This is a genomic window from Sphingobium sp. WCS2017Hpa-17, assembly GCF_031843765.1.
In the GTDB taxonomy this organism is placed as follows: domain Bacteria; phylum Pseudomonadota; class Alphaproteobacteria; order Sphingomonadales; family Sphingomonadaceae; genus Sphingobium.
This window is the reverse complement of sequence record NZ_JAVTIV010000021.1, coordinates 1-25,286: the sequence shown is the minus strand read 5'-3', so window position 1 is coordinate 25,286 and position 25,286 is coordinate 1. Positions and strand designations below refer to the sequence as shown.

The 25,286-nt window shown below is 63.3% G+C and carries 21 protein-coding genes; 5 read left to right on the top strand and 16 right to left on the bottom strand.

Annotated features, from left to right (window positions below; genetic code table 11):
* The 5 genes from uppS to rpsB all read right to left on the bottom strand — a co-directional run bounded on the left by uppS (window position 1) and on the right by rpsB (window position 4,063).
* Window positions 1–741 (bottom strand): polyprenyl diphosphate synthase, encoded by a 741-nt coding sequence (uppS, locus tag RQH62_RS20710; RefSeq protein ID WP_311270547.1) that lies wholly within the window; start codon window positions 739–741, stop codon window positions 1–3.
* A gap of 43 nt (window positions 742–784) precedes the next feature.
* Window positions 785–1,342 (bottom strand): ribosome recycling factor, encoded by a 558-nt coding sequence (gene frr, locus RQH62_RS20705; RefSeq protein WP_311270546.1) that lies wholly within the window; start codon window positions 1,340–1,342, stop codon window positions 785–787.
* Window positions 1,343–1,345: 3 nt separating this feature from the next.
* Window positions 1,346–2,071 (bottom strand): UMP kinase, encoded by a 726-nt coding sequence (gene pyrH, locus RQH62_RS20700; protein ID WP_311270545.1) that lies wholly within the window; start codon window positions 2,069–2,071, stop codon window positions 1,346–1,348.
* A 209-nt stretch (window positions 2,072–2,280) separates the two neighbouring features.
* On the bottom strand, window positions 2,281–3,207 hold the full coding sequence (gene tsf / locus RQH62_RS20695; protein WP_311270544.1) for a translation elongation factor Ts: 927 nt from the start codon (window positions 3,205–3,207) through the stop codon (window positions 2,281–2,283).
* 97 nt (window positions 3,208–3,304) lie between these two features.
* The gene (gene rpsB / locus RQH62_RS20690) at window positions 3,305–4,063 is read right to left on the bottom strand and encodes a 30S ribosomal protein S2 (RefSeq protein WP_120250538.1); all 759 of its coding nucleotides are present in this window, start codon (window positions 4,061–4,063) and stop codon (window positions 3,305–3,307) included.
* A 255-nt stretch (window positions 4,064–4,318) separates the two neighbouring features.
* On the opposite strand from rpsB, the gene RQH62_RS20685 reads away from it, so the two are divergent.
* The gene (locus RQH62_RS20685; RefSeq protein WP_311270543.1) at window positions 4,319–4,546 is read left to right on the top strand and encodes a hypothetical protein; all 228 of its coding nucleotides are present in this window, start codon (window positions 4,319–4,321) and stop codon (window positions 4,544–4,546) included.
* A gap of 161 nt (window positions 4,547–4,707) precedes the next feature.
* Here the strand turns inward: RQH62_RS20685 and RQH62_RS20680 are convergent, their stop codons facing one another.
* Both RQH62_RS20680 and RQH62_RS20675 read right to left on the bottom strand, forming a co-directional pair.
* Window positions 4,708–5,442 (bottom strand): phosphatidylcholine/phosphatidylserine synthase, encoded by a 735-nt coding sequence (locus tag RQH62_RS20680; RefSeq protein ID WP_150426243.1) that lies wholly within the window; start codon window positions 5,440–5,442, stop codon window positions 4,708–4,710.
* Window positions 5,443–5,647: 205 nt separating this feature from the next.
* Window positions 5,648–6,382: a phosphatidylserine decarboxylase gene (locus RQH62_RS20675; RefSeq protein ID WP_311270542.1), complete on the bottom strand. Its 735-nt coding sequence runs from the start codon at window positions 6,380–6,382 to the stop codon at window positions 5,648–5,650.
* Between the two features lie 161 nt (window positions 6,383–6,543).
* Here RQH62_RS20675 and RQH62_RS20670 point away from each other — a divergent pair, with 161 nt between their 5' ends.
* Window positions 6,544–7,767, top strand: a complete 1,224-nt coding sequence (locus RQH62_RS20670; RefSeq protein WP_311270541.1) for an NADP-dependent isocitrate dehydrogenase — start codon at window positions 6,544–6,546, stop codon at window positions 7,765–7,767.
* A gap of 229 nt (window positions 7,768–7,996) precedes the next feature.
* The gene (locus tag RQH62_RS20665) at window positions 7,997–9,610 is read left to right on the top strand and encodes a carbon-nitrogen hydrolase family protein (protein ID WP_311270540.1); all 1,614 of its coding nucleotides are present in this window, start codon (window positions 7,997–7,999) and stop codon (window positions 9,608–9,610) included.
* A gap of 106 nt (window positions 9,611–9,716) precedes the next feature.
* Here the strand turns inward: RQH62_RS20665 and RQH62_RS20660 are convergent, their stop codons facing one another.
* From RQH62_RS20660 to glmU, 5 genes are all read right to left on the bottom strand, one after another.
* Window positions 9,717–10,067 carry a type II toxin-antitoxin system HicB family antitoxin gene (locus RQH62_RS20660; RefSeq protein WP_311270539.1) on the bottom strand — a complete coding sequence of 117 codons (351 nt, stop codon included), beginning with the start codon at window positions 10,065–10,067 and terminating at the stop codon, window positions 9,717–9,719.
* Complete coding sequence (locus tag RQH62_RS20655; protein ID WP_311270538.1) at window positions 10,060–10,308, bottom strand: type II toxin-antitoxin system HicA family toxin; 249 nt, start codon at window positions 10,306–10,308, stop codon at window positions 10,060–10,062. The genes RQH62_RS20660 and RQH62_RS20655 overlap by 8 nt, the downstream gene beginning before the upstream one ends.
* Before the next feature lie 45 nt (window positions 10,309–10,353).
* Window positions 10,354–12,177 carry a glutamine--fructose-6-phosphate transaminase (isomerizing) gene (gene glmS / locus RQH62_RS20650; RefSeq protein ID WP_311270585.1) on the bottom strand — a complete coding sequence of 608 codons (1,824 nt, stop codon included), beginning with the start codon at window positions 12,175–12,177 and terminating at the stop codon, window positions 10,354–10,356.
* Window positions 12,178–12,295: 118 nt separating this feature from the next.
* Window positions 12,296–13,147, bottom strand: a complete 852-nt coding sequence (locus tag RQH62_RS20645) for a metallophosphoesterase (RefSeq protein ID WP_311270537.1) — start codon at window positions 13,145–13,147, stop codon at window positions 12,296–12,298.
* A 33-nt stretch (window positions 13,148–13,180) separates the two neighbouring features.
* The gene (gene glmU / locus RQH62_RS20640; RefSeq protein WP_311270584.1) at window positions 13,181–14,473 is read right to left on the bottom strand and encodes a bifunctional UDP-N-acetylglucosamine diphosphorylase/glucosamine-1-phosphate N-acetyltransferase GlmU; all 1,293 of its coding nucleotides are present in this window, start codon (window positions 14,471–14,473) and stop codon (window positions 13,181–13,183) included.
* Between the two features lie 152 nt (window positions 14,474–14,625).
* Here glmU and RQH62_RS20635 point away from each other — a divergent pair, with 152 nt between their 5' ends.
* Window positions 14,626–15,294 (top strand): HAD family hydrolase, encoded by a 669-nt coding sequence (locus RQH62_RS20635; protein WP_311270536.1) that lies wholly within the window; start codon window positions 14,626–14,628, stop codon window positions 15,292–15,294.
* 1 nt (window position 15,295) lies between these two features.
* Window positions 15,296–16,057, top strand: coding sequence for an enoyl-CoA hydratase-related protein (locus tag RQH62_RS20630; protein WP_311270535.1), 762 nt, complete (start codon window positions 15,296–15,298; stop codon window positions 16,055–16,057).
* Window positions 16,058–16,213: 156 nt separating this feature from the next.
* Here the strand turns inward: RQH62_RS20630 and RQH62_RS20625 are convergent, their stop codons facing one another.
* The 4 genes from RQH62_RS20625 to RQH62_RS20610 form a co-directional block, all read right to left on the bottom strand.
* Complete coding sequence (locus tag RQH62_RS20625) at window positions 16,214–16,558, bottom strand: UrcA family protein (protein WP_311270534.1); 345 nt, start codon at window positions 16,556–16,558, stop codon at window positions 16,214–16,216.
* A gap of 574 nt (window positions 16,559–17,132) precedes the next feature.
* Window positions 17,133–17,948 (bottom strand): phosphotransferase, encoded by an 816-nt coding sequence (locus tag RQH62_RS20620; RefSeq protein ID WP_311270533.1) that lies wholly within the window; start codon window positions 17,946–17,948, stop codon window positions 17,133–17,135.
* 70 nt (window positions 17,949–18,018) lie between these two features.
* Window positions 18,019–22,308 (bottom strand): calcium-binding protein, encoded by a 4,290-nt coding sequence (locus RQH62_RS20615; RefSeq protein WP_311270532.1) that lies wholly within the window; start codon window positions 22,306–22,308, stop codon window positions 18,019–18,021.
* 253 nt (window positions 22,309–22,561) lie between these two features.
* The gene (locus tag RQH62_RS20610; RefSeq protein ID WP_311270531.1) at window positions 22,562–25,111 is read right to left on the bottom strand and encodes a calcium-binding protein; all 2,550 of its coding nucleotides are present in this window, start codon (window positions 25,109–25,111) and stop codon (window positions 22,562–22,564) included.
* Window positions 25,112–25,286 lie beyond the last annotated feature (175 nt).

The following is a 25,286-nucleotide window of genomic DNA, read 5'->3' as shown; positions in this document are numbered from 1 at the left end:
TCACAATCCGCCGAAACGGCGGTCCCTCATGCGGAACGCATCCAGCGCCTGCGCCAGCGCATCGGCGCCGAAATCCGGCCATAGCGTGTCGGTGAAATAGAGTTCGGCATAGGCCGCCTGCCACAGCATGAAATTACTCAGACGCTGCTCGCCCGACGTGCGGACCATCAGGTCCAGCGGCGGCAGCCCGGCGGTATAGAGCGCCCCGTCGATATCGGCCGCGCCAATCGCATCCGCCGCAATCTCGCCGGCCGCAGCCTTCGCCGCGAGTGCCTGCACCGCCTGCACCATCTCGTCCTGCGCGCCATAGTTGAGCGCGATCGCGATGATCGGCCCGCTATTGCCCGCCGTACGCGCCATCGCGCCCTCGATCAGGTCGACCAGCGAGGGTTCGAGCGCACGATAATTGCCAATCACCCGCAACCGCACGCCATTGGCATGAAATTCGTCGATATCGGACTGGATGAAATGGCGCAGCAGCCCCATCAGGTCCGCGACCTCGCTCGCCGGCCGCTTCCAGTTTTCGGAGGAAAAAGCGTAGAGCGTCAGGCACTCCAGCCCCAGATCCTGCGCCGCCCGCGCCACCCGGCGGACCGCTTCCACGCCCGCCCGATGGCCAGCGACGCGGGGCAGCAGCCGTTTCTTGGCCCAGCGGCCATTGCCATCCATGATGATGGCAACGTGGCGCGCGCCATGGTCGGACGCGACGCTGGTCAGATCGGGCTTGGCTTGAGTGGCCATCGGAAAAGAATGCGTGCTTTGGCCGCGAAAGGAAAGCCCCGGCTTACTGGCCGAGGATTTCCTTTTCCTTCGCGTTGGCCAACGCGTCCAGATCGGCGATGGTGCTGTCGGTCATCTTCTGGACCTCGGTTTCCAGTCGCTTGCGCTCGTCTTCGCTGATCTCGCCCTTTTTCTCGTCGGCCTTCAGGCTGTCCATGCCGTCGCGGCGCACGTTACGCACGGCGACACGCGCGCCTTCCGCATATTTGCTGGCCAGCTTGGCCAGTTCCTTGCGGCGCTCCTCGGTCAGGTCGGGGATCGGCAGGCGCAGCGTCTGGCCGTCGACGATGGGGTTGAGGCCCAGGCCAGCCGAGCGGATCGCCTTGTCGACCGGGCCGACATTGGTCTTGTCCCACACCTGCACCGACAGCATGCGCGGCTCGGGAGCCGACACGGTCGCCACCTGATTGAGCGGCATGTTCGCGCCATAGACCGTCACCGACACCGGGTCGAGCAACTGCACATTGGCGCGGCCGGTGCGCAGGCCGGTCAGGTCGCCGCGCAGCGCTTCGATCGCGCCGGCCATGCGGCGTTCCAGGTCGGACTTGTTATATTGCGGCATGACTTAGGACTCCTGATTCTGAACGATCGTCGCGACACCCTGCCCGGCCAGCACGGTGGCAAGGTTCCCGGTTTCGCGGATGTTGAACACGACGATGGGAATATTATTTTCACGGCACAGCGCGATGGCGCTGGCATCCATGACCTTGAGGTTATCGTTCAGCACCTGATCGAAACTGATGCTGTCATAACGGACCGCGTCGGCCACCTTCTTGGGATCGGCATTATAGATGCCATCGACGCTGGTACCCTTGAACAGCGCGTCGCAGTTCATCTCGGCCGCGCGCAACGCGGCAGTCGTGTCGGTGGTGAAGAAGGGGCTACCCGTGCCCGCCGCGAAGATCACGATCCGGCCCTTCTCCATATGCCGCTCGGCCTTGCGGCGGATATAGGGTTCGCACACCGACGCCATCGGAATGGCGGACTGGACGCGGGTATCATAGCCCAGCTTTTCCAGCGCATTCTGCACCGCCAGCGCGTTCATGACGGTCGCGAGCATGCCCATATAATCGGCGCTCGCCCGGTCGAAACCCTTGGCCGCACCAGCCAGCCCACGGAAGATATTGCCGCCACCCACGACGACGCAAATCTCGAACCCGGCATCCTTGGCCGCTGCGATCTCGCCTGCGACACGGGCCACGGTTTCCGGCTCGATGCCGAACTGCCCCTGCCCCATCAGCACTTCGCCGGACAATTTCAACAGGATGCGCTTGTAGGCGGGCCGGGTCATGCGGGGCAAGAATCCTTATATGGGTGAAAGGGAAAGCGGCCGGACATTAGAAGCGCAAGGCCGCGATGGGAAGGGCGATTGTTGCCATAATGCACCTGACCCGATGGAGAATATGTGCAGGCTGTCAATCGTCCGATCGACAAGCAAGAAAAAGGGGAGCGACCCTGCGGCCACTCCCCTTCCCTTTTCTTGTCGACTGAAGCGGTCGATCAGACGCCGGCAGCAGCAGCCACTTCCGCCGCGAAGTCGCTGACTTCCTTCTCGATGCCTTCGCCCAGCTGGAAGCGGACATAGGACTTCAGCGTGATGGTCGCGCCGGCATCCTTGGCGGCCTTGGCGACGACGTCGGCGACCGGGGTCTTGTTGTCCATCACGAACAGCTGCGACAGCAGGGCCTGTTCCTTGGCGAACTTGGCGACCGCGCCGTCGACCATCTTGGCGACGATTTCGGCGGGCTTGCCCGATTCGGCAGCCTTTTCGGCGGCAATGGCGCGTTCACGCTCCAGCAGCTCGGGGTCGATGTCGGCAGCCGACAGCGCCAGCGGGAAAGCGGCGGCGATGTGCATGGCCAGCTGCTTGCCCAGCGGCTCCAGAACGTCGGCCGGCGCATCGCCTTCCAGCGCGACCAGCACGCCGATCTTGCCCAGACCCGGCGCAGCCGCGTTGTGGACGTAAGGAACGACAACGCCTTCGGTCACTTCGACATGCGCGACGCGACGGACATTCTGGTTTTCACCGATGGTGGCGATGTTGGCGACCAGCTTTTCCGCGATCGTGCCGCCGGCGGGGTGCGCCTGCGCGGTCAGCGCTGCGGCGTCGGCCGCGCCGCTTTCCAGCGCGACGGTCGACACGGTGCGGACGAAATCCTGGAACTGGTCGTTCTTGGCGACGAAGTCGGTTTCGCTGTTCACTTCGACGGCAACACCCTTGGTGCCGGCGACGACGACGCCGACCAGGCCTTCAGCGGCGGTACGGCTCGACTTCTTCTGCGCAGCGGCCAGGCCCTTGGCGCGCAGCCAGTCGGTTGCCGCTTCGATGTCGCCATTGGCTTCGGTGAGCGCCTTCTTGCAATCCATCATGCCCGCGCCCGAACGGTCGCGCAGTTCCTTGACGGCGGCAGCAGTGATCTCGGCCATGTTTCGGCTCCTAAATTCTGGGGGTTTTAAATATGAGGTAGGGCGCGTCTCCGAAGAGCGCGCCCTAGCCTGTCATTCCTACAGTCGTGCGACGCTTTTAGGCTTCGGCAACGATCTCTTCGGCGGCCGGCTCGTCCAGCGCGCCCAGGTCGACGCCCGAAGCCTGCTGCGCACCACGGTTGCCCTTGGTGGCGGCGGCGGCGATGGCGTCGCAGTAGAGGCGGATGGCGCGGCTGGCGTCATCGTTCGCGGGAACCGGGAAGGCGATGCCGTCGGGCGACACGTTCGAATCGAGGATCGCAACGACCGGGATACCCAGCGTGTTGGCTTCCTTGATCGCCAGCTCTTCCTTGTTGGCGTCGATCACGAACATCACGTCGGGGATGCCGTTCATGTCGCGGATACCGCCCAGCGACAGTTCCAGCTTCTCGCGCTCGCGCGTCATCTGAAGCACTTCCTTCTTGGTGAAGCCGTGGGTATCGCCCGACAGCTTTTCCTCAAGGGTCTTCAGGCGCTTGATCGAACCCGAAATGGTCTTCCAGTTGGTGAGCATGCCGCCCAGCCAGCGATGGTTGACGAAATGCTGGCCCGACTTGCGCGCGGCGTCCGCGATCGGGTCCTGCGCCTGGCGCTTGGTGCCGACGAACAGCACCTTGCCGCCGGCGGCGACGGTGCCCGACACGAAGTCGAGCGCACGGCCGAACAGGGGCACGGTCTGCGACAGGTCAAGAATGTGGATGCCGTTGCGCTCGCCGAAGATGTACGGCTTCATGCGCGGGTTCCAGCGATGGGTCTGGTGGCCGAAATGGGCGCCAGCCTCGATCAATTGGTGCATGGTGACGACAGGTGCCGCCATAATAGTTCTCCTTCCGGTTGGCCCTCTGGGAATCAGGAACCGCGAAGCTGCCTCAAAGGCGGCGCGTGGCACCGGATATGTCGATTCCCATGTGGAATGGTCGCGCCTTTAGACGGCGAAAAAAGCAAATGCAAGGGTTGACGCCGTTCTCAAATGAGAACATAAAGGGAACAGATGGAACAAATACGGTTAACCGCCGTTCAATCCGTCATAATGAGCCATGTCGTGTAGATGGCAAGACAGAAAGTGATCCTTATGTTCGCTCTTGTTGCCGCAACCTTGTTTTCCGGCGCGTTCCTGCTGGCCATCGGCACCATCGCCTGGATGTTCGCACTCTATCATGACAAGATGGTGGCCGCGCTTCAGTTCGAGCCTATTCCGCAAAGCCCGCCCGTCTACCACATCCGCATCCGCCGCCCCCGCGTGGCGCAGCCGGCACCCCGTCCGACCCGCATCACGCACAGCGGCGCGCTGGCCGCCTGAACGACGAATGCCTGAACGATCAGGCTTCCCTCATCCCGTTCACGCTGAGCCTGTCGAAGCGCCGTACTCTTTCTGGATGAGCGCCTAATCCTGAACCGTTCGCTTCGAGCGCAGTCGAGAAGCGGCTAGCGCCATATATCGGGCGAACGGTCCATCGCTATTCAAACAGTCGGCGCGGCCGCCGCACTCTCCCGCTGCTTGCGCACCTTGGCGTAGGACATGATACCGAACGGGATCAGCACCACATAGACCGCGCAGATCATCAGCAACGTCAGCCAGGGATCAGTCACCAGCAGCGCGGCCAGCAACCCAGCCAGCGCGATCATCTCCAGCCGGATGCGCTTGCGCAGCCGCAGCGCCGACCAGCTATAGGTCGCGATGTTGGAAATCATCAGGAAGGCGACGAACGCTGCCCATGGTGCCACCACATACCAGGCGCGGAAAATATCCTCGCCCGTCACCAGCCACAGATAGAGCGGCACGAAGGCCAGCCCCGCCCCCGCCGGCGCGGGCACTCCGGTCAGGAAGCCCGCCGACTTGTGCGGCTGTTCATCCGCGTCGATCGCCGCATTGAACCGCGCCAGACGCAGCGCGCAGGACAGCGCATGGGCCAGCGCGAAGATCCAGCCGAATTTCGGCATCGCATAAAGTGACCAGAGATAGAGGATCAGCGCCGGCGCCACGCCGAACGCGATCGAATCGGACAGCGAATCCAGTTCCGCGCCGAACCGGCTCTCGCCGCGCAGCATCCGCGCGATCCGCCCGTCCAGCCCATCCAGAACGCCGGCGAACAGGATGGACAGCACCGCCCGCTCCCACTCGCCCGAAATGCCGTAGCGCACGCCGGTCAGGCCGAAGCACAGCGCCATCGCCGTCACCGCGTTCGGCGCCAGCATCCGCAGGGTAATGCCCCGGCGCAGCCCCCGCGGCACCGCGCGCCGCTGCCGGCTCATGCCAAAAGGCCTTTATTCACAACAGCCGTTCGTGCTGAGCTTGTCGAAGCCTGTCCTGAGCGACGCCGCAAGCGGCGTCGAAGGGGGCGAATGCGTGCTTCGACAAGCTCAGCACGAACGGACCAAGATTTAGAAGCGCGAAGAAAAATCACTGCTGAATACCCGCAACCACCCGCGTATCGCCCATCTGGCCCAGGATCGTCTCGCCCGCGACGGTGCGCTGGCCCAGGATCACGCGCGGCGCAGTGCCCGCGGGCAGATAAACGTCGACGCGGCTGCCGAAGCGGATAAGGCCGATCCGCTGCCCCGCCGCGACCATATCGCCGGGCTTCACGAACGGCACGATCCGCCGCGCGACCAGCCCCGCAATCTGGGTAAAGCCGATGCGCACGCCATCATGCCGCTCGACCAGGATATGCTGCCGCTCATTATCCTCGCTCGCCTTGTCCAGGTCCGCGTTCAAAAACTTGCCGCTGATATAGACCACCGACTTGATCGTGCCGCCAATCGGCGTGCGATTGATATGGACGTCGAACACGCTCATGAAGATCGACACGCGGATCATCGGCTGATCGCCCAGCCCATTTTCACCCGCCATCTCGCGCGGCGGCGGCACCCGCTGGATCAGCGTCACCAGCCCGTCGGCCGGTGCGACGATCGCGCCTTCATCCTGCGGCACGGCACGGACCGGATCGCGGAAGAAGGCAAAGACCCAGATCGTCACCATGACCATCAGCCAGCCGACGATTTCCCATCCCAGCAGGAACAGGACCGCCGTGATCGCCACGGCGATCAGGCCGAACTTCATCCCCTCCGGATGGACCGAAGGGAAGCGCCATTTGACGTTGCCACCCGTGGCAACATTGATCTCGTCATTTTCCATGGGCACCGTCTTTAGGGAGAGACCTGCGCCCTGACAACGACCGATCCGGCGCATGGGTCCGCATAGGACAGATTCATGCCCCTCAAAGGTTGAACATTGGCGCCGCTTTGCCTAGGGCGTCCCCATAATTCCACCCAAGAGAAGAAGGCGAAACAGGCGCTATGGCGAAGATCAAGGTGAAAAACCCCGTCGTGGAAATCGACGGCGACGAAATGACCCGGATCATCTGGGAATGGATCCGCGAGCGCCTGATCCTCCCCTATCTCGATATCGACCTGAAATATTACGACCTCAGCGTCGAAAAGCGTGACGAGACGAACGATCAGATCACGATCGATTCCGCCAACGCAATCAAGGAATATGGCGTCGGCGTGAAGTGCGCCACCATCACCCCGGACGAAGCCCGCGTCGAGGAATTCAACCTCAAGTCGATGTGGAAGTCGCCCAACGGCACCATCCGCAACATCCTGGGCGGCGTCGTCTTCCGCGAACCGATCGTCATTTCCAACGTCCCCCGCCTGATCCCCGGCTGGACCAAGCCGATCGTCGTTGGCCGTCACGCTTTCGGTGACCAGTATCGCGCCACCGACTTCAAGGTGCCCGGCGCCGGCAAGCTGCGCCTCGTCTTCGAAGGCGAAAATGGCGAGACGATCGACCGCGAAGTGTTCGACTTCCCCGGTTCGGGCGTCGCCATGGCGATGTACAACCTCGACGATTCGATCCGCGACTTCGCCCGCGCCTCGTTCAACTACGGCCTGAACCTGAAGTGGCCGGTCTACCTCTCGACCAAGAACACCATCCTCAAGGCCTATGACGGCCGCTTCAAGGATCTGTTCCAGGAAGTGTTCGAAACCGAAGGCTTCGCACAGAAGTTCAAGGACACCGGCATCGTCTATGAACATCGCCTGATCGACGACATGGTCGCCTCCGCGCTCAAGTGGAGCGGCGAATTCGTCTGGGCGTGCAAGAATTATGACGGCGACGTCCAGTCGGATCAGGTGGCACAGGGTTTCGGCTCGCTCGGCCTCATGACCTCGGTCCTGCTCTCGCCCGACGGCAAGACCGTCGAAGCGGAAGCCGCCCACGGCACCGTCACCCGCCACTATCGCCAGCATCAGCAGGGCAAGGCGACCTCGACCAACCCGATCGCCTCGATCTTCGCCTGGACCGGCGGCCTCAAGTTCCGCGGCAAGTTCGACGAGACGCCCGAAGTGGTGAAGTTCGCCGAAACGCTGGAGCGCGTCTGCATCCAGACCGTCGAAAGCGGTGCTATGACCAAGGATCTGGCGCTGCTGATCGGCCCGGAACAGTCGTGGATGACTACGGAGCAGTTCTTCGAAGCGATCCGCGTCAACCTCGAAACCGAAATGGGCAAGTGGGCCTAAGGGGCTGGAACTGAACGCCGCTCTCGCGGTTTCAGTACGGTAACGGAACGAGGCGGCGCCGCATCCCGGCGCCGCCTTTTTCTTTGTGATCCACGTCTCAAAGCCGTTCGTCCTGAGTAGCCACTGAGCGAAGTCGAAGTGGCGTATCGAAGGGCATTCGCGCAAACGACCCTTCGATACGGGTCTTCGACAAGCTCAGCCCCTACGCAGGGCGAACGGAGGTAAAACCATGTCCACAGGAACCAAGAAACGTCTGGACGTCCGCGCCGCGGTTCCGTCCGACGTGCGCGGGATTCAGCGGCTGATCGCCCGCGCCTATCCTGGCATGCCCAATTATTCGCTCGCCACCATCCGGGGTCAGATCAACAATTTCCCCAATGGCTGCTTTGTCGCCCTCTATGATGACAAGGTGGTCGGCTATTGCGCCACCATGCGCGTCAGCAAAGCGATGGCCTTCGCCACCCATGACTGGGACGAAATCACCGCCAACGGCTTCGGCACGCGCCACAGCGCGGCGGGCGAATGGCTCTACGGCTATGAAATGGCGGTCGATCCCAAGCTTCGCGGCCTGCGCATCGGCCAGCGCCTCTATGACGAGCGCAAGGAGTTGACGGAAGAGCTGGACCTGCACGGCATCGTCATCGCCGGTCGCATGCCCGGCTACGCTCGCGCCAAGCGCCGCGTTCACGGCCCGCAGGACTATCTGGACAAGGTCGTCACCGGCAAGATGCGCGATCAGGTGATCAGCTTCCAGCTCAAGAACCAGTTCGAACCGCTCGGCGTCCTCGAAAATTATCTGCCCGAAGACAAGCAGTCGGACGGCCACGCCGCCCATCTCGTCTGGCGCAACCCCTATGTCGATCCGGACGAAGCGCCCGAAATGCGCGTGCCGCGCGGCGTCGAAAGCGTGCGCATCGCCACCTGCCAGCTACAGGCGCGCGCCGTCGACAATTTCGACGAATTCATCCGCAACGTCGAATATTTCGTCGATGTCGCGGCCGATTATCGCTCCGACTTCATCATCTTCCCCGAACTCTTCACCCTGCCGCTGCTCTCCTTCGAAACGAAGAAGCTGACCCCGGTGGAGGCGATCGACAAGCTGACCGGCTACACCCCGCGCCTGACGAAGGAACTGGGGCGGATGGCGCTGGAATATAATATCAACATCATCGGCGGCTCCCACCCAACCCGCGCCGATGATGGCGACATCCAGAATATCGCCTATGTCGCCCTGCGCGACGGGTCGATCCACACGCAGGAAAAGATCCACCCGACCCCCAACGAAGCCTTCTGGTGGAACATCAAGGGCGGCGATTCGCTCGACGTGATCCAGACCGACTGCGGCCCGATCGGCGTACTCATCTGCTATGACAGCGAATTTCCCGAACTGGCCCGCCGTCTGGTGGATCAGGGCGCGCGCATCATCTTCGTGCCCTTCTGCACCGACTCGCGCCTGGGCTATCTGCGCGTGCGCTATTGCGCGCAGGCCCGCGCGATCGAAAATCAATGCTATGTCGTCATGTCGGGCAATGTCGGCAACCTGCCGAACGTCGACAATATGGACATTCAATATGCCCAGAGCGCGATCCTGACCCCCTGCGACCTGCCCTTCGCCCGCGACGGAATCGCGGCGGAATCGACCGAGAATGTCGAAACGCTGACCATGGCGGACGTCAACCTCGCCGACCTCAGCTGGGCCCGCGCCGAAGGCACCGTCCGCAACCTGCGCGACCGCCGCTTCGACCTCTACCATATCGAATGGGACAGCAACCCCGACCACAGCCACGCCCCCAGCGGCGGCCCGGTCCCGGCCGGCGGCCACAACGCACCCGGCGGCGGTTAAACCTCTTATCCCTCTCCCCTCGGGGGAGAGGGCTGCGAAGACTTGGCAGCGTGCTGCCTAGTCGGAGCTGGGTGAGGGGGCAGCGACGCCTCCTCCCCACCAAAACCTACCCGGTCCGCCCGATGCTCTCCGCCAATATATTGGCGACATAGGCGTTGAGCGAAACGCCCTCGCGCGCGGCCACGAACTTCAGCTTCTCGTGCAACGACCGGGGCACACGCTGCCGCCATTGACCCAGCGCAGCAGGCCCCGGAACGTCACGCCCCATGGCCTTTGCTGCCGCATGCCATTCGGCAATGGCATTGGCCGCGTCCGCCAAAGCCGATTCCGGCGTGTCGCCATCACCCATGCAACCGGGCAAGGCGGGCACCGTGGCGAGCCAACCGCCGCCATCCTTTTCCGATAAAGGCTCGACCATGATCGCATAATCGGCCTGCCGTGGATCAGCTTCAGCCATGTTTGCTATCCTTCACGAACGTCATCAGCTTACGAATATAGACCGGCTTGATCGGACGCTTGGCCGGTATCGTCAGGATGGTATCGCTGCCCGGCACCGCCACTTTCCAGTGCGATCCGCCACCCGTCGGCGGCAGGCAGGTCCATCCCAACTGGTCGCACAGCGTCTGGATATCGGATATCGTCCAATCCCCGGCGGGATTGCGCACCATCCTGTCCAGCAGCTTGTCGGCCTTGGTCATCGCATATGATACCGCATGCGGTGTCAAAATGCAATCAACCGGCCCTCACTCCACCGTAACGCTCTTCGCCAGATTCCGCGGCTGATCCACATCCGTGCCCTTCAGCACCGCGACATGGTAAGCCAGCAACTGCACCGGCACGGCATAGACCATCGGCGCGATCAGCGGGTGGACCTTGGGCATGGTGATCGTCGCCAGGCATCCTTCGCCCGCCGCCTGCACCCCGTCATAGTCGGAAATCAGCACCACCTTGCCACCGCGCGCCTGCACTTCCTGCATGTTGCTCACGGTCTTCTCGAACAACGGCCCGCTCGGCGCGATGCAGATCACCGGCACCAGTTCGTCGATCAGCGCGATCGGCCCATGCTTCATCTCGCCCGCGGCATAGCCTTCGGCATGGATATAGCTGATTTCCTTCAGCTTCAGCGCCCCTTCCAGCGCCAGCGGATAGTCGGTCCCGCGCCCCAGATACAGCACATCGCGCGCCGGCACGATATGGTGCGCCATCGCCTCGATCGCCTCGTCATAGGCCAGCGCGCCGTTGATCGCGGCAGGCGCCTCGGCCAGATGGCGGACGATTTCCTTCTCTTCCTTGTCGCTCAGCCGGCCCTTGGCCCGCGCCAGATTGGCAGCAAAGGCGGCCAGCACCGCCAGCTGGCAGGTAAAGGCCTTGGTCGACGCCACGCCGATTTCCGGCCCGGCATGGGTCGGCAGCAGCAGGTCCGCCTCCCGCGCCATCGAACTGGTCGGCACGTTGACGACCACGGCGATCTTCTGCCCCTGCGCCCGCGCATAGCGCAGCGCGGCCAGCGTATCGGCCGTCTCGCCCGACTGGCTGATGAAGAGGGCCAGGCCCCCTTCCTCCATCACCGGCTCGCGATAGCGAAACTCGCTGGCGAAATCCAAATCCACCGGCACGCGGGCAAATTGCTCGAACCAGTAGCGCGCGACCATGCCGGCATAGAAGCTGGTGCCGCACGCGACGATGGTGACGCGGCGGATCGCCGACAGGTCGAAATCGGGGATCGGCAACGACACGCGGTCGTCCATCCGTTGCAGATAGGCTTTGAGCGTCTGGGCCACGACGACCGGCTGCTCGTAAATTTCCTTCTGCATGAAATGGCGGTGATTGCCCTTGTCGATCATCGCGCCGGACACGCCGCTGATCGTCACAGGCCGCTCGACCGGATTGTTGTCCTTGTCGAAAATCTCGGCGCCGTCCTTGGTGATGACGACCCAGTCGCCCTCCTCCAGATAGGCGATGCGCTGCGTCAGCGGTGCCAGCGCCAGCGCGTCCGACCCCAGGAACGTCTCGCCGTCGCCATAACCCACCACCAGCGGCGACCCCAGCCGCGCACCGATCAGCATGTCGGGATGGCTGCGGAACAGGATCGCCAGCGCGAAGGCGCCATGCAGGCGCGGCAGCACTTGGCGGACCGCATCCTTGGGGCTGGCGCCCTGCTCCACCAGTTCGCTCACCAGATGGGCGACCACCTCGGTATCGGTCTGGCTGTCGAACGTCCGGCCGCGCCGGATCAGTTCCTCGCGCAGCGGTTTGAAATTCTCGATGATACCATTGTGCACCAGCGCCACTTCGCCGGTCGCATGGGGGTGGGCGTTGCTGGTCGTCGGCGCGCCATGGGTGGCCCAGCGGGTATGGGCGATGCCGGTCGTGCCGGGCAGCGGCGCGTCGACCAGTTCCTTCACCAGATTGTTGAGCTTCCCCTCGGCCCGGCGCCGGTCGATCGCGCCATCATGGATGGTGGCGACCCCGGCGCTGTCATAGCCGCGATATTCCAGCCGCTTCAGGCCGTCGACCAGCCGCTCCGCAACTTCGTCCTTGCCGATGATTCCAATGATACCGCACATGCAGGAAAGCCCCGTCGAACCGAATGATGTCAGATAGCCGCCCATATAGGGCGAAGTTGTCGCCATGCCATTAATGACGCTTGCGCAACAGCGCCATGGCCGCCCGGTGACAAGAATTTCATTCCGGACGAATGGTGATCAGCCACAGGTCGGGCGGCGCCAGCATGCGGAACGGCGCGCTGCTCGTCCCGACCCCGCCCGACACGATCATCGTGCGCGCGCCATCGCGATAGATGCCACATGCATAGCGGGTACCATATTTCGACGGCACATAGGCGATGCCGACAAAGGGAAAGGCGATCTGCCCGCAATGGGTATGCCCCACCAGCGTCAGCGACCGCCCGTCCGGCAGTTTGGGAAACACATCCGGCCCATGCGACAGGATGACCGGCGCGCCGCCCACCCGGTCCATCGCCGCCAGCGTGCCGGGCAGGTTGATCTTGCGCGTGTAGATATCCTTCAGCCCCCCGATCGCCAGAGGCCCGCGCCGCACCGCGCTATCCTGCAACAGGGTCACGCCGATCTGCGCAAAGGCCGCCTGCCAGTCCATCCCGCTCAGTGCCCGGCGATTGCTCTTGCTGCGACTATCATGATTGCCCAGCACCGCCACCACGCCCAGCGGTGCACGCAACCCCGCAAAGGGCGCGATGCTCGCCCGCCAATCATAGATCGCCCCACCCTTGTCATCGCCGATATAATCGCCGCCCAGCAGGATGAGGTCGGGCTTCAACCCGTTGATCTGCTCCACAATCCGCCTTAGCCGCTCCGGGCTGTTATCCGGCCCCGACAAATGCGTGTCGGTCAGCAGCGCCACCGTCACCGCCTTGCGCGGCGCATCGGCGGGAAAGGGCAGCACCACCTCCGCCCGCCGCACGATGGGCATGGCACTGGCGTTGTGCAGCAGCCAGAAGGCAAGCGCCACAACGAGCAAAATCAGCGCCAGAAGCGCCCAGAGAAATTTCCGGATCAACTTACAACCCAACCACCTCGCAATGACGGATTCTCACTTCCCCGCCTTCTTCGCCGTCATCCGCTCCCGGAAACGGGCCGCCCATCCCGCCTTGCCGATCTGCTCGGGCCGCACCAGACACAGCGCATCAGCCTCCACCGGCTTCGTCACCACGCTGCCCGCCGCCACGATCGCCCCGTCGCCGATCGTCACCGGCGCCACCAAAGCACTGTTCGACCCGACGAACGCCCCGGCGCCGATCTCCGTCTTATATTTGAAGAAGCCATCATAATTGCAGGTGATCGTCCCCGCACCGATATTGCTCCCCGCCCCCACGCTGGCATCGCCGATATAGGACAGGTGATTGACCTTGGCGCCCTCGCCCACAGTCGCCTTCTTGATCTCGACGAAATTGCCGACCTTGGCCTTGACGCCGATGTCCGCGCCGGGCCGCAACCGCGCATAGGGACCGATCGCCGCGCCGCTGGCCACGCTCGCCCCCTCCAGATGCGAAAAGGCGTGGATGACGACATCGTCCGCCACGGTCACGCCCGGCCCGAATACGACGTTCGGCTCCACCACCACATCGCGCCCCAGAACGGTATCATGCGCGAAGAACACCGTTTCGGGCGCCACCAGCGTCGCACCCTCGCGCATCGCCTCGGCCCGGCGGCGCGCCTGCCATACCGCCTCGACGCCCGCCAGCTCGGCCCGGCTGTTCACGCCCGCCACTTCCCACGCTTCCGTTTCGATGACGGCGCTCGTCCCGCCGGGCAGCATCACGATATCGGGCAGATAATATTCGCCCGCCGCATTATTGTTTCCAATCTGGTCGAGCAGCACGAACAGGTCGGTCGACCGCACCGCCATCAGCCCGCTATTGCACAGGGTGACGGCCCGCTCGTCCTCGCTCGCATCCTTAAACTCGACCATCTTCTCGATGATGCCCTGCCCGTCGGCGATGATCCGGCCATAGGCCGCCGCATCGTCCGGGCGGAAACCCAGCACCACCGCGCGCGGCTCGTCGCCCCGGCTCAGCCGATCCAGCATCGCCCGCATCGTACCCGCACTCACCAACGGCACGTCGCCATAAAGGATCAGCACATCGCCCGCGAATCCCGCCAGCGCATCATGCGCCTGCGCCACCGCATGCCCCGTGCCCAGTTGCGCCTCCTGCACCGCGATGACCGCGCCGGTGCCGGCCACCGCCTTCTCCACCTGCGCCCGCCCCGCGCCCACCACGACCACCTGCCGCTCGGGCGCCAGTTCGCCCACGCTCGCCAGCAGGTGCAGCAGCATGGACCGCCCCGCAATCGGATGCAGCACCTTGTGAAGCGACGATTTCATCCGCGTCCCCTGCCCGGCGGCAAGGATGATGACAGCGAGCGGACGGCTGGCGGAACTGGTCACGATGATTTTCCCGGCAAAAGCTATGACTTGTGCTTCCTCTGCCATGTTTGCCTTGCCTTTGCCACCGCGCAGGCGGCATGGCAGGCACCATGAGCAGCATCCCCTTCGACATCGTCGGTTTCGACCTGGACGGCACCCTGATCGACACCAGCGGCGATCTTGCCGCGGCGGTCAATTATGCCATCGGCACGATCGGCCGGCCGCCTTTCCCGGCCGCCGCGATCCACCCCTTCGTCGGCAAGGGCGCAAAGATCATGCTGGCCCGCGCGCTCGACGCATCGGGCGGCTATGACGCCGAAACGCTCGACAGCCTGCTTCCCGTCCTGCTCGATTATTATGAGCAGAATCTCGCCATCCACTCGGTCCCCTATCCCGGCCTGATCGAAGCGATGGATGCCCTGACCGACGCCGGCGTCAAACTCGCCATCTGCACCAACAAGGCGGAACGCTTCACCATCCCCCTGATGCACCAGATCGGCCTGTCGGATCGCTTCGCCGCCATCGTCGGTGGCGACACGGTGGGGGTGGCCAAGCCCGATCCCGCGCCGATCCATGAAATGATCGCGCGCGCCGGCGGCGGCCGCACCATCTTCATCGGCGACACGATCAACGACATTGCCGGCGCGCGCAACGCCGGCCTCGCCAATATCGCGGTTGGCTTCGGCTTCCTCGACGGTCCGGTCGAAAATCTGGATGCCGACGCGGTGATCGACCATTTCGACGAGCTGGTCCCGCTGCTGCAACACTGGCCCGCCTGACATGCCTCTGCGGCTGGAACAGGACGGCCCGGTCGCCCGGCTGCTGATCGACCGGCCGGACCGGCGCAACGCCATGACTCAGACGATGTGGGAACAACTCCCCCACCTCGTCGGCCAGGCCATGGCGGATGACGCCATCCGCGTCCTCATCCTCGCTTCCGCCACGCCCGGCCTCTTCTGCGCGGGCGCCGACATCCACGAATTTGCCGCCTGTTCCGGCGACGAAGACTGGCGCGTCGCCAATCAGGCCGCAATCCGGTCCAGCCAATATGCCCTTGCCCACGCGGAAAAGCCGGTGATCGCCGCGATCGACGGCGATTGCGTCGGTGGCGGTTGCGGCCTTGCCATCGCCTGCGACCTGCGCATTGCATCGCCCACCGCCCGCCTCGGCATCACGCCCGCGAAACTCGGCATCGTCTATTCGCTGTTCGACACGAAGTTGCTGGCCGATCTGGTCGGCCCGGCCCGCGCGAAACGCATCCTCTTCACCGGCGCGCTCCATGGTGCCGACGAAGCACTCGACATCGGCCTGATCGAGGAGATCGCCCCCGACCCGTTGACCGCTGCAGACACACTCGCCCGCACCATTGCCGCCAACGCCCAGCACAGCATCCGCGCGACCAAAGCGATCATCCGCCGCATCCTTGAGGGCCAAGCGGACGACGACGCCACCACGCTCGCCCTGTTCCGCGACGCCTTCACCCTGCCCGACTTCGCCAAAGGCGTCGCTGCCTTCCGCACCAAGAGCCGCCCGGATTTCTGATATTTCTTTCCCCCTCCCGCTGGCGGGGGGGGGCAGCGAGACTTACGCGCGAAGCGCGTTAGTCGCAGCGGGGTGGGCCGTCACGATGTCCAACACGCAAAAAGGCCCGGCGCAAACCGGGCCTTTATCGCGAAACCATCCGCACGGCGGCGCGGATCAGTTCCCCACCACCGGCAGCACGGGCTTGCCCGCATCGGCATAGCGCTCGCCAGTCTCAGCGCGGGCGATGGCGGCGCTGATCGGCGCCTGTACATGGGCGATCGCCTTGGCCTTGCAGGTCTGCTGCGCTTGCAAATCCATCGACGAACAGACGCGGTTGGCAGCGCGGGCGATCCGGCTGCGCAACTGCTGCTGATGGGTGGCATTCGTCAGGTCCAGGTCGCCATGATAGACGCCGGTGGTGCGGCCGTTGGACTGGAATTCCTGCGCAGACGCAGCGCCGGCACTGGCCAGCAGAGCGACAGAAGCAAGAGCGGCGGCGATTTTGGTCGAAACGAACATGGGGCTATCTCCTCGAAATCTGTTGTGGCCGGCACACCGCCAAAGGGGGGCTGCGCGGTGCGACGGGGTGCGGACGGGCGGAGCCTTGGAGGTCTTTCAGGGTCGGCGCCTGTCCCGTTCGCCTCATCTTGTTACGCCTGCGATCCGCGCGATGCCTGCCCGCTTCGACCCGGCAACGCGGTCTGTCGGCCAACGACCGGACAGACGACCAAGCGCAGACACGCGCGGACGAACGGCAGGACGAACGACATCCGCTCCTTCTGCAAACGACATTTCCGTAAGGGAAATCCGCGAATCGCGCGGACATGAAAACGCCCCCGGCGCAAGGGATGCCGGGGGCGTATCCAGATGCTGTCGGGCACTCCGGATCAGATAAACTCTATGGGTGAAACGACGCCATTTGCGGTGAACCGTCGCTTAACGGGTGCAACCCGCGCTCGCCCTATGCCGCCATCATAGCGACAGGATGATGACGATCCCGGCTGGTTCGATGATCCGCCCATGCGCGGCGCCCGGCGGCATGACCGGGGGACGAACGGCGCTCACCGCGCCACGAACGACATGGTGCAGGGTTTCAGGCGTCGACCGGCGGCAATCCGGCCGCAACCAGCGCGTCCGCCAGATAGAGCGCAAAGCCATCATCGCGCGCCGGCAGCCGATGCCGCAGCCAGGCCAGCGCCACCAGCGGCCGCCATGCCGCCAACGCCTCCGGCTCCATGCCGGTCAGGGCGCGATAGCGTTTGATATAATAAGCCGCCGCCTGATCGCGGATCTGCTCCTCCCACCAGCGGCCGGCCTGACCGGGCCCAAAGCGCATCAGCATCTCGCTGCGCACCACATCGGTCGGTGCCGCCGCCTGCGCCGCGCGCGACCAGTCGATCACCGCCAGCCCATCCGGCGTCACGATCAGATTGGCGGGATGCAGGTCGCCATGCGACAGTGCATCGCCTTCGATCAGTTGCTCCAGTCGTTCGATCGCCGCCGCGCGCAGCGTCTCGCCGATCGGCGCCACCTCGATATCCTCGGCCAGCAACGCCTTGCGACTGCGCAACGCCGGCAGATGCTGCGCCTGAATATGCGCCTGCAACCGCGCCATCTGCGTGAGCGCCCAGCGCCAGCGCCACGGCTTCTCGCGCAGATAGGCCAGCAGGTCCGGCCCCTCCATCCGCGTATAGACGATGCCCGGTCGCCCGCCCGCCTCGCACAGGTCCAACGCCCGCGCCACCGGCAGGTCGGTCGACTGGATCGCCTGCATCAACCCATATTCGCGCTCGGCGATGCCGGGATCGACGCCGTCATGGAACAGCTTGAGCACATGCCCGCCATCCAGTCGGAACACCTCGGCGCTTTGCCCGGCAGCAACGAAATCGGACGGATCGGGCAGGTTCATCCCGCCCGCCTTGCCCCAGCGCAGACGACTTGGCCAGCCTCTTTCACCTTGAGACCGGCCAGGCCGATCCTCACACCACGACGAAATCCGCCGCGCTGATCACCGGATGGCCGTTCAGCACCGCAAACAGCACCGCCCCGCCCGCGCCCGATCCATCCGCGTCGAAGAACAGCTGCCCGCTATCCGTGTCATAGACAATCCGCTGGTCGGCCGTGGTCGCCGTCCCGCTGGCATTGGCGACGAACGCCCCCGCCCCCAGCGCCCCGGTCGACAACCCCCTGAACACCGCGTCGTCCAGCTCAATCACATCGCCACGCTGGAAATCCAGAATCGTGTCGACATTGGTCAGCGCATTCAGCGCATCGCCGAAGTGGAAGCGATCATTGCCACCACCGCCTTGCAGCGTGTCGTTCCCCGCCCCGCCGTCCAGGAAATCGCCATAGCGCGACCCCAGCAGGCTGTCATTGCCGCCTTCGCCGAACAACCGGATTGTCGTGCCCGCTTCCAGCGGCGTGTTCACATAGGCGGCGTTCAGCGAGTTGTTCAGGCCATTGCCATGCGCCTCGACCCCCTTGGTCAGGTTCAGCAGCTTCAGCCCCTCGACATTCGCGCCCAGCGTGTAGTCGATGTTCGTGACGACCACATCATAGCCCTGCCCCGCATGCTCGATCACGACATCGCCGGCATTGTCCACCACATAGGTGTCGTTGCCAAAGCCGCCGGTCATCGTGTCGACGCCGCTACCCCCGTCCAGATAATCGTCGTTGCGCGATCCCAGCAGCGTATCATTGCCCGCCTCGCCGAACAGCCGGATCTGCGTCCCCGCCGCCAGCGGTCCATTGGCATAGGCCGCGTTCATCGAGTTGTTCAGGCTGTTGCCATGCACCTCCACGCCCCGCGTCAGATTGAGCAGCTTGATCCCCTCGACATTCGCGCCCAGCGTGTAGTCGATGTTGGTGATGACCACATCATAGCCCTGCCCCGCCTGCTCGACCACGACATCGCCGGCATTGTCCACCACATAGGTGTCGTTGCCAAAGCCGCCGGTCATCGTGTCGATGCCCGTGCCGCCATCCAGATAATCGTCATGGCGCGATCCCAGCAGCGTATCATTGCCGCCCTCGCCGAACATTCGGATCTGCGTCCCCGCTGCCAGCGACGCGCCCACATAGGCCGCGTTGAACGAATTGTTGAGAGCATTGCCATGCACCTCCACGCCCCGCGTCAGATTGAGCAGCTTGATCCCCTCGACATTGGCACCCAGCGTGTAATCGATATTGGTGACGACCACGTCATAGCCCTGCCCGCCCTGCTCGATCACCACGTCGCCGGCGTCGTCCACCACATAAGTGTCGTTGCCCAGCCCGCCGGTCATCGTGTCGACGCCGCTCCCGCCATCCAGATAATCGTCGTTGCGCGACCCCAGCAGTGTATCGTTGCCACCCTCGCCGAACAGCCTGATCTGCGTCCCCGCCGCCAGCGGCCCATTGGCATAGGCCGCGTTCAGCGAGTTGTTCAGCCCATTGCCATGCGCCTCCACACCCCGCGTCAGGTTCAGCAGCTTGATCCCCTCGACATTCGCGCCCAGCGTGTAATCGATGCTGGTGACGACCACATCATAGCCCTCACCCGCCTGCTCCACGACGACGTCGCCGGCATTGTCGACATAATAAGTGTCATTGCCCAGCCCGCCGACCAGCCGGTCCGCCCCGGCGCCACCGTCCAGGATGTCATTGCCTGCACCGCCGTCCAGCAGGTCGCCGAACCGCGATCCGACGATGCTGTCGTTGCCGTCCTCGCCATAGAGACGGATCTGTGTACCGGCGGCCAGCGAGCCAGTCACGCCTGCCGCACTGATCGCATTGTCCTGCGCATTGCCATGGGCATCGACGCCAGCGGTCAGGTTGACGAGCCGCAGCGCTTCCACATGCGCGCCCAGCCGATAGGCGCTGCTGGCGATGACCGTATCATAGCCGGCATTGGCCTGCTCGATCACCACGTCGCCGGCATCGTCCACCACATAGGTGTCGTCACCGCCGCCGCCGCTCATCCTGTCGATACCGGCACCGCCATCCAGATAGTCGCCATGACGCGACCCCAGCAACTCGTCATTCCCGCCCTCGCCATAGAGGCGGATCTGCGTGCCGGCGGCCAGCGGACCGTTGACCCATACCGCGTTGAGCACATTGTCCAGCGCATTGCCACGCGCATCGACACCCGCGGTCAGGTCGACCAGACGCAACGCCTCCACATTGGCAGTCAGCGTATAGCCGATGCTCGCGGTGACGACGTCATATCCCTCGCCGGCCTGCTCATAGACCTGATCGCCGGCATCATCGACGACATAGCTGTCATTGCCAAGTCCTCCATACATCTGGTCGGCGCCCGTTCCACCGTCCAGCATGTCGTTGCCGCCTCCGGCGAACAGGCTGTCATTGCCGCCCAGCCCCTTGAGAACATCGTCGCCACTGGCCAGGATCGAACTGACCACATTGTCCAGCGCGTTGCCGGTCCCCTGGAATGCACCCGCGCCCAGAAAGGTCAGTTTCTCCAGATTGGCGCCCAGCGTGTAGGATGCGCCATAGGTCGCAACGGTATCCACGCCCGCATCGGCCAGTTCGACGATCGTGTCGTTGCCGTCCCGGTCGATATACAGGTCGTCACCCGTGCCGCCGATCAGCCGGTCGGTGCCATCGCCGCCGTCCAGAACGTCATTGCCCGCGCCACCGTCCAGAACGTCGTCGCCTTCCGCACCGATCAGCGTATCGTTGCCGTCATTGCCATATAGCATGTCGTTGCCACGACTGGCGTTGAACAGATTGTCGTCCTCATTGCCACGCAGCGTATCGTCGAACACCGACCCGGTGATATTCTCGACATCGCGCAACTGATCGGCGCCGCTGCCATAAAAGCCGCCGGACCCCAACGTGACCGTCACGCCGATGGCGGATCGCAGATAATCGACCGTATCGATCCCGGCGCCGCCATCGAACCTGTCCGACGCGCTGCCGCTGATCAGCCGGTCATTCCCATCGCCGCCCTGCACTGTGACGCTGCTTTCATGGGTCGTGACGACATCGTCACCCGCACCGCCATCGATCGTCAGCGCACCAGACTGGGTCGCGGCATTGATCGTGTCGGCGAACGCACTGCCCCGCACGCGCTGCAATATCTCGAAATTCTGGATCGTGCCGCCATTGACGACATAGGGCGTTGTGCCGGTGAACGCAGCCGTATCGACGGTGACGCCCGCCAGCGCGCCGCCGAAGGAATAGGAGAGATAGTCGGTGCCGGTGCCGCCATCGGCATCGTCGCCATAGCCGGCCCAGATATAATCGATATCGCCGCCGCCCGTCAGGACGTCCTTCTCCCGGCCCAGATCGTCCAGCGGCATACCCTCGGCGTCCAGATCACCGGCATAGAGCAGGTCGCGCCCGCTGCCGCCGATCAATCGGTCGGCCCCGCTGCCGCCGACCAGTGTATGGCCGCTGTCGGCCGCGCGCATCTCGTCATTGCCGGCGTCGCCATAGGCAATACCGCCATAATAGGAATAGTTCAGGACGATCAGGTCGTTGCCGTCGCCGCCATGGACTGCGCTGCCGCCATAGATGCGGTCGTCGCCGGCACCCCCATAACCAACATCATCTACCATGCTGTTCAGACGTATGATGTCATTGCCATCGTCGCCATAAACCAGCGCGCCATAGAAGCTGGCGGTCGCGTCGATCACATCGTCGCCATTGCCGCCCGACAGCATGCCATTGCCCCAACCGGAATAATAGCTGCCGATGATCGTGTCGTTGCCGTCACCGCCAAAGATCGCATCGCCGCTGGGATAATAGGTATCGATGCTGACCAGATAATCATCATAGGCACTGCCGTGCAGATAGCCGATGCTCTGGATGTTGGTGATGATGCCGCCGCCGATGGTGATCGAACCCTGCGTTTCGAGCAGCCGGAAATCCGCCGTGACGCCCGATGATGCACCGGAAAAATTGATGTAGAGGCGGTTGCCGAAACTGCCCTCGCCGCCGCCATCGACATAATCCCCATAGCCGGCGAACAGATAGTCGTCGCCCGCACCACCCCGCAAAATATCGACATCGGCATAGATGTCATTGGACACCGCACCGCTCAGATTGGGGTAATAGGGATCGATATCATCGGTCGTGCGACCGTGTGAGAAGAGAACGTCATTGCCCTCGCCCCCCTCCAGAATGTCGCGGCCGGCATCGCCGGATATATTGTCGCTGCCGCCGCCGCCGCTCAGCCGATCGTCGCCTTCTGCGCCGGTGATGACATCATTCTCGATGCCACCAACGAAATTGTCAGCGCCTGGAGTCCCCGTAAATATAGCCATATGATCCCCCCCATTAATGACTTCTGACTGGAGGAATCTGGAAAGTTCGTCAACGACTTATACATGACAGGACTTGTCATGATTACCCTGCCTGCCCGTTCGCCAAGTAAAGGCAGGCAAAGCTTTGTGCCGCTCCTGCCTCAGCCCTGGCTCACTGCTGCTCCGCTGGCCTGATACCGGATGGTCTGCGGCTGCAATCGGACGAAACAGACAAGGACGACGCGCCGTCTCCGACCGCCTCGCCCCATGGCCATCACACCACCACGAATTCCGCCGCAGTCATCTCCGGCAGCGCCGGGTTGCCAGCCGCCGGATGCGGAACGAAGACCGCGAATTGCACTGCCTCCCCCGCGCCGGAGCCATCGGCATCATAGAATAGCGCGCCGCTATCCGTGTCATAGATGATCCGCTGCTCGGCGGTCGTCGCGACGCCGTCGGCATTGGCGACAAAGGCATCGGCGCTCAGGGCGCCGGTCGACAAGGTGGTGAAGATCGCATCGTCCAGTTCGATCCTGTCTGCCCAGGGCCCGCCTCTTATATTGTCCCAGAAATCGACAATGGTATCGACATTGGTCCGGGCATCCAGCGGGTCACCGAAATGGAATCGGTCGGCGCCGGCTCCGCCTTGCAAGACATCATTGCCGGCCCCTCCATCCAGAAAACTGCCCCTGGCCCATCCCAGCAGGTGATCATTGCCATCCCCGCCATAGAGCCGGACCTCCAGCGCCGGATCCCATGGCTGCTTCTCGATCCAGAATGCACTCAGCCAGTTGTCGCCGGCATTGCCACGGCCTTCGACAAGCCCCGTGCCATCGAGCAGCCGCAGTGATTCCACATTGTCCGGCAGGGTATAGCTTATGCGCGTATCGACGGTGTCGAACTCGCCATTGGCCTGCTCGATCACCACATCGCCGGCATCGTCCACCACATAGGTGTCGTTGCCACCACCGCCAGTCATGTTGTCCGCGCCCGTTCCACCGTCCAGATAATCGGCATAGCGCGACCCCAGCAGATGGTCGTTGCCGCCTTCCCCGAACAGTCGGATCTGCGTCCCCTCTGCCGGCGCCACATCCACCCAGGCCGCATTCAGCCAGTTGTTAGCGGCATTGCCATGCGCATCCACCGCACCCGCCACACCGATCAGCCGCAGCGATTCCACATTGTCCGTCAGCGTATAGCTGATGCTGCTATTGACCGTATCGAACCCGTCCCCGGCCTGTTCGATCACCCGATCGCCGACGGCATCCACGACATAGGTGTCGTTACCCTGCCCGCCAGTCATATTGTCTGCGCCTGCGCCACCGTCCAGATAATCGCCATAACGCGACCCCAGCAGATGATCGTTGCCGCTTTCGCCATAGAGGCGGATCTGCGTCCCCGCCGCCGGCGCCACATCCACCCAGAATGCATTGAGCCAGTTGTTGCCGGCATTGCCATGCGCATCCACCGCGCCCGTCACACCAATCAACCGCAGCGATTCCACATTGTCCGTCAGCCTGTAGCTGATGCTACTATTGACCGTGTCGAACCCGCCATTGGCCTGCTCGATCACCACGTCACCGGCATCCTCCACCACATAGGTGTCGTTGCCACCGCCGCCGGTCATGCTGTCCGCACCGCTGCCGCCGTCCAGATAGTCGCCATAACGCGACCCCAGCAGATGGTCGTTACCGCCCTCGCCATAGAGCCGGATCTGCGTCCCCGCCGCCGGCGCCACTGTCACCCATGCCGCGTTCAGCCAGTTATTGCCAGCATTGCCATAGGCGTCAACCGCGCCGGTGACCCCGATCAGCCGCAGCGATTCTACATTTTCCGTCAACCTGTAGCTGATGCTACTATTGACCGTGTCGAATCCCGCACCGACCTGTTCGTTGACGACGTCACCGGCATCATCCACGACATAGCTATCATTGCCGTACCCGCCCTGCATCTGGTCCGCACCGCTGCCTCCGTCGAGCAAATCATCGCCATAGGCGGAAAACAGGATATCGGCACCAGCCATGCCGCTCAGGCTTACGGATGAAAAATTGTCGAGGGCCTGAATGAAGTTGTCGAGTTCATTGCCCGTCCCTGTGAACAATCCTTCCCCGACGAACACCAAATTCTCAACATTGGCGCTCAAAATGTAACTCTCTGCGTGAGTTTCGACGGTATCAATGCCTTCACCGACATTTTCGATTATAACGTCACCGGCATCAGGATCGATATATCTGTCATCGCCCTGGCCACCCGCCATATAATCACGACCGGCACCGCCATCGATAACGTCGTCCCCCGCGCCGCCGCTCAGCCGATCATCACCGTCGCCGCCATTCAACCTGTCGTCATAACTGCCCGCAACGATCTGGTCATTCCACTGGCTGCCGACAAATCCGATCCGCTCGACATTTTTCAGTTCGGTGCCCTGCCCAACGAAAACCGACACGGCATCGGGCGCCTCATTCGCCTCGAAGCTGATCGGTCGCAGGCTGGATGAGAAATCACCATAGAAAAAGTCGATGCCGCCGCGTCCATCGAACGCGATAGGCGCATCACCATAAAGTTCGACTGAGTCGTTACCGGGCGTCAGGCGAAACTCGATAAATTCCACGTTCTTCACGGTCAGATAGGTCGTATCCCGCCAACCGAAGAAAATGAAACCGGCTGAATCTTGAGGCCCGGTCCAGACCTGGCTTGTGCCATTACCCTCGGACCAGTCGATGATCAGCCGGTCATAACCACCGCCACCATCGACAAGAACATTCCCGCCAATATTTGTGACGAGGAATTCATTGTCTTCAGGGCCGCCCAGAAAATCCGTCATTCGACCATCCTCTCCAAAGGTTCAGACCTGCGATAACTATGGCTATATTAGAGCGGATTTCGACCGTTATGAATCGGCAAGGGTTTCCAAGAGCGTGATTTTATGATTCAGAATCCCTGTTGGTGGAGGAGGCCAGCATGGATGGGTCAGCCTTTGTCTATGGATTTGCGCTCGC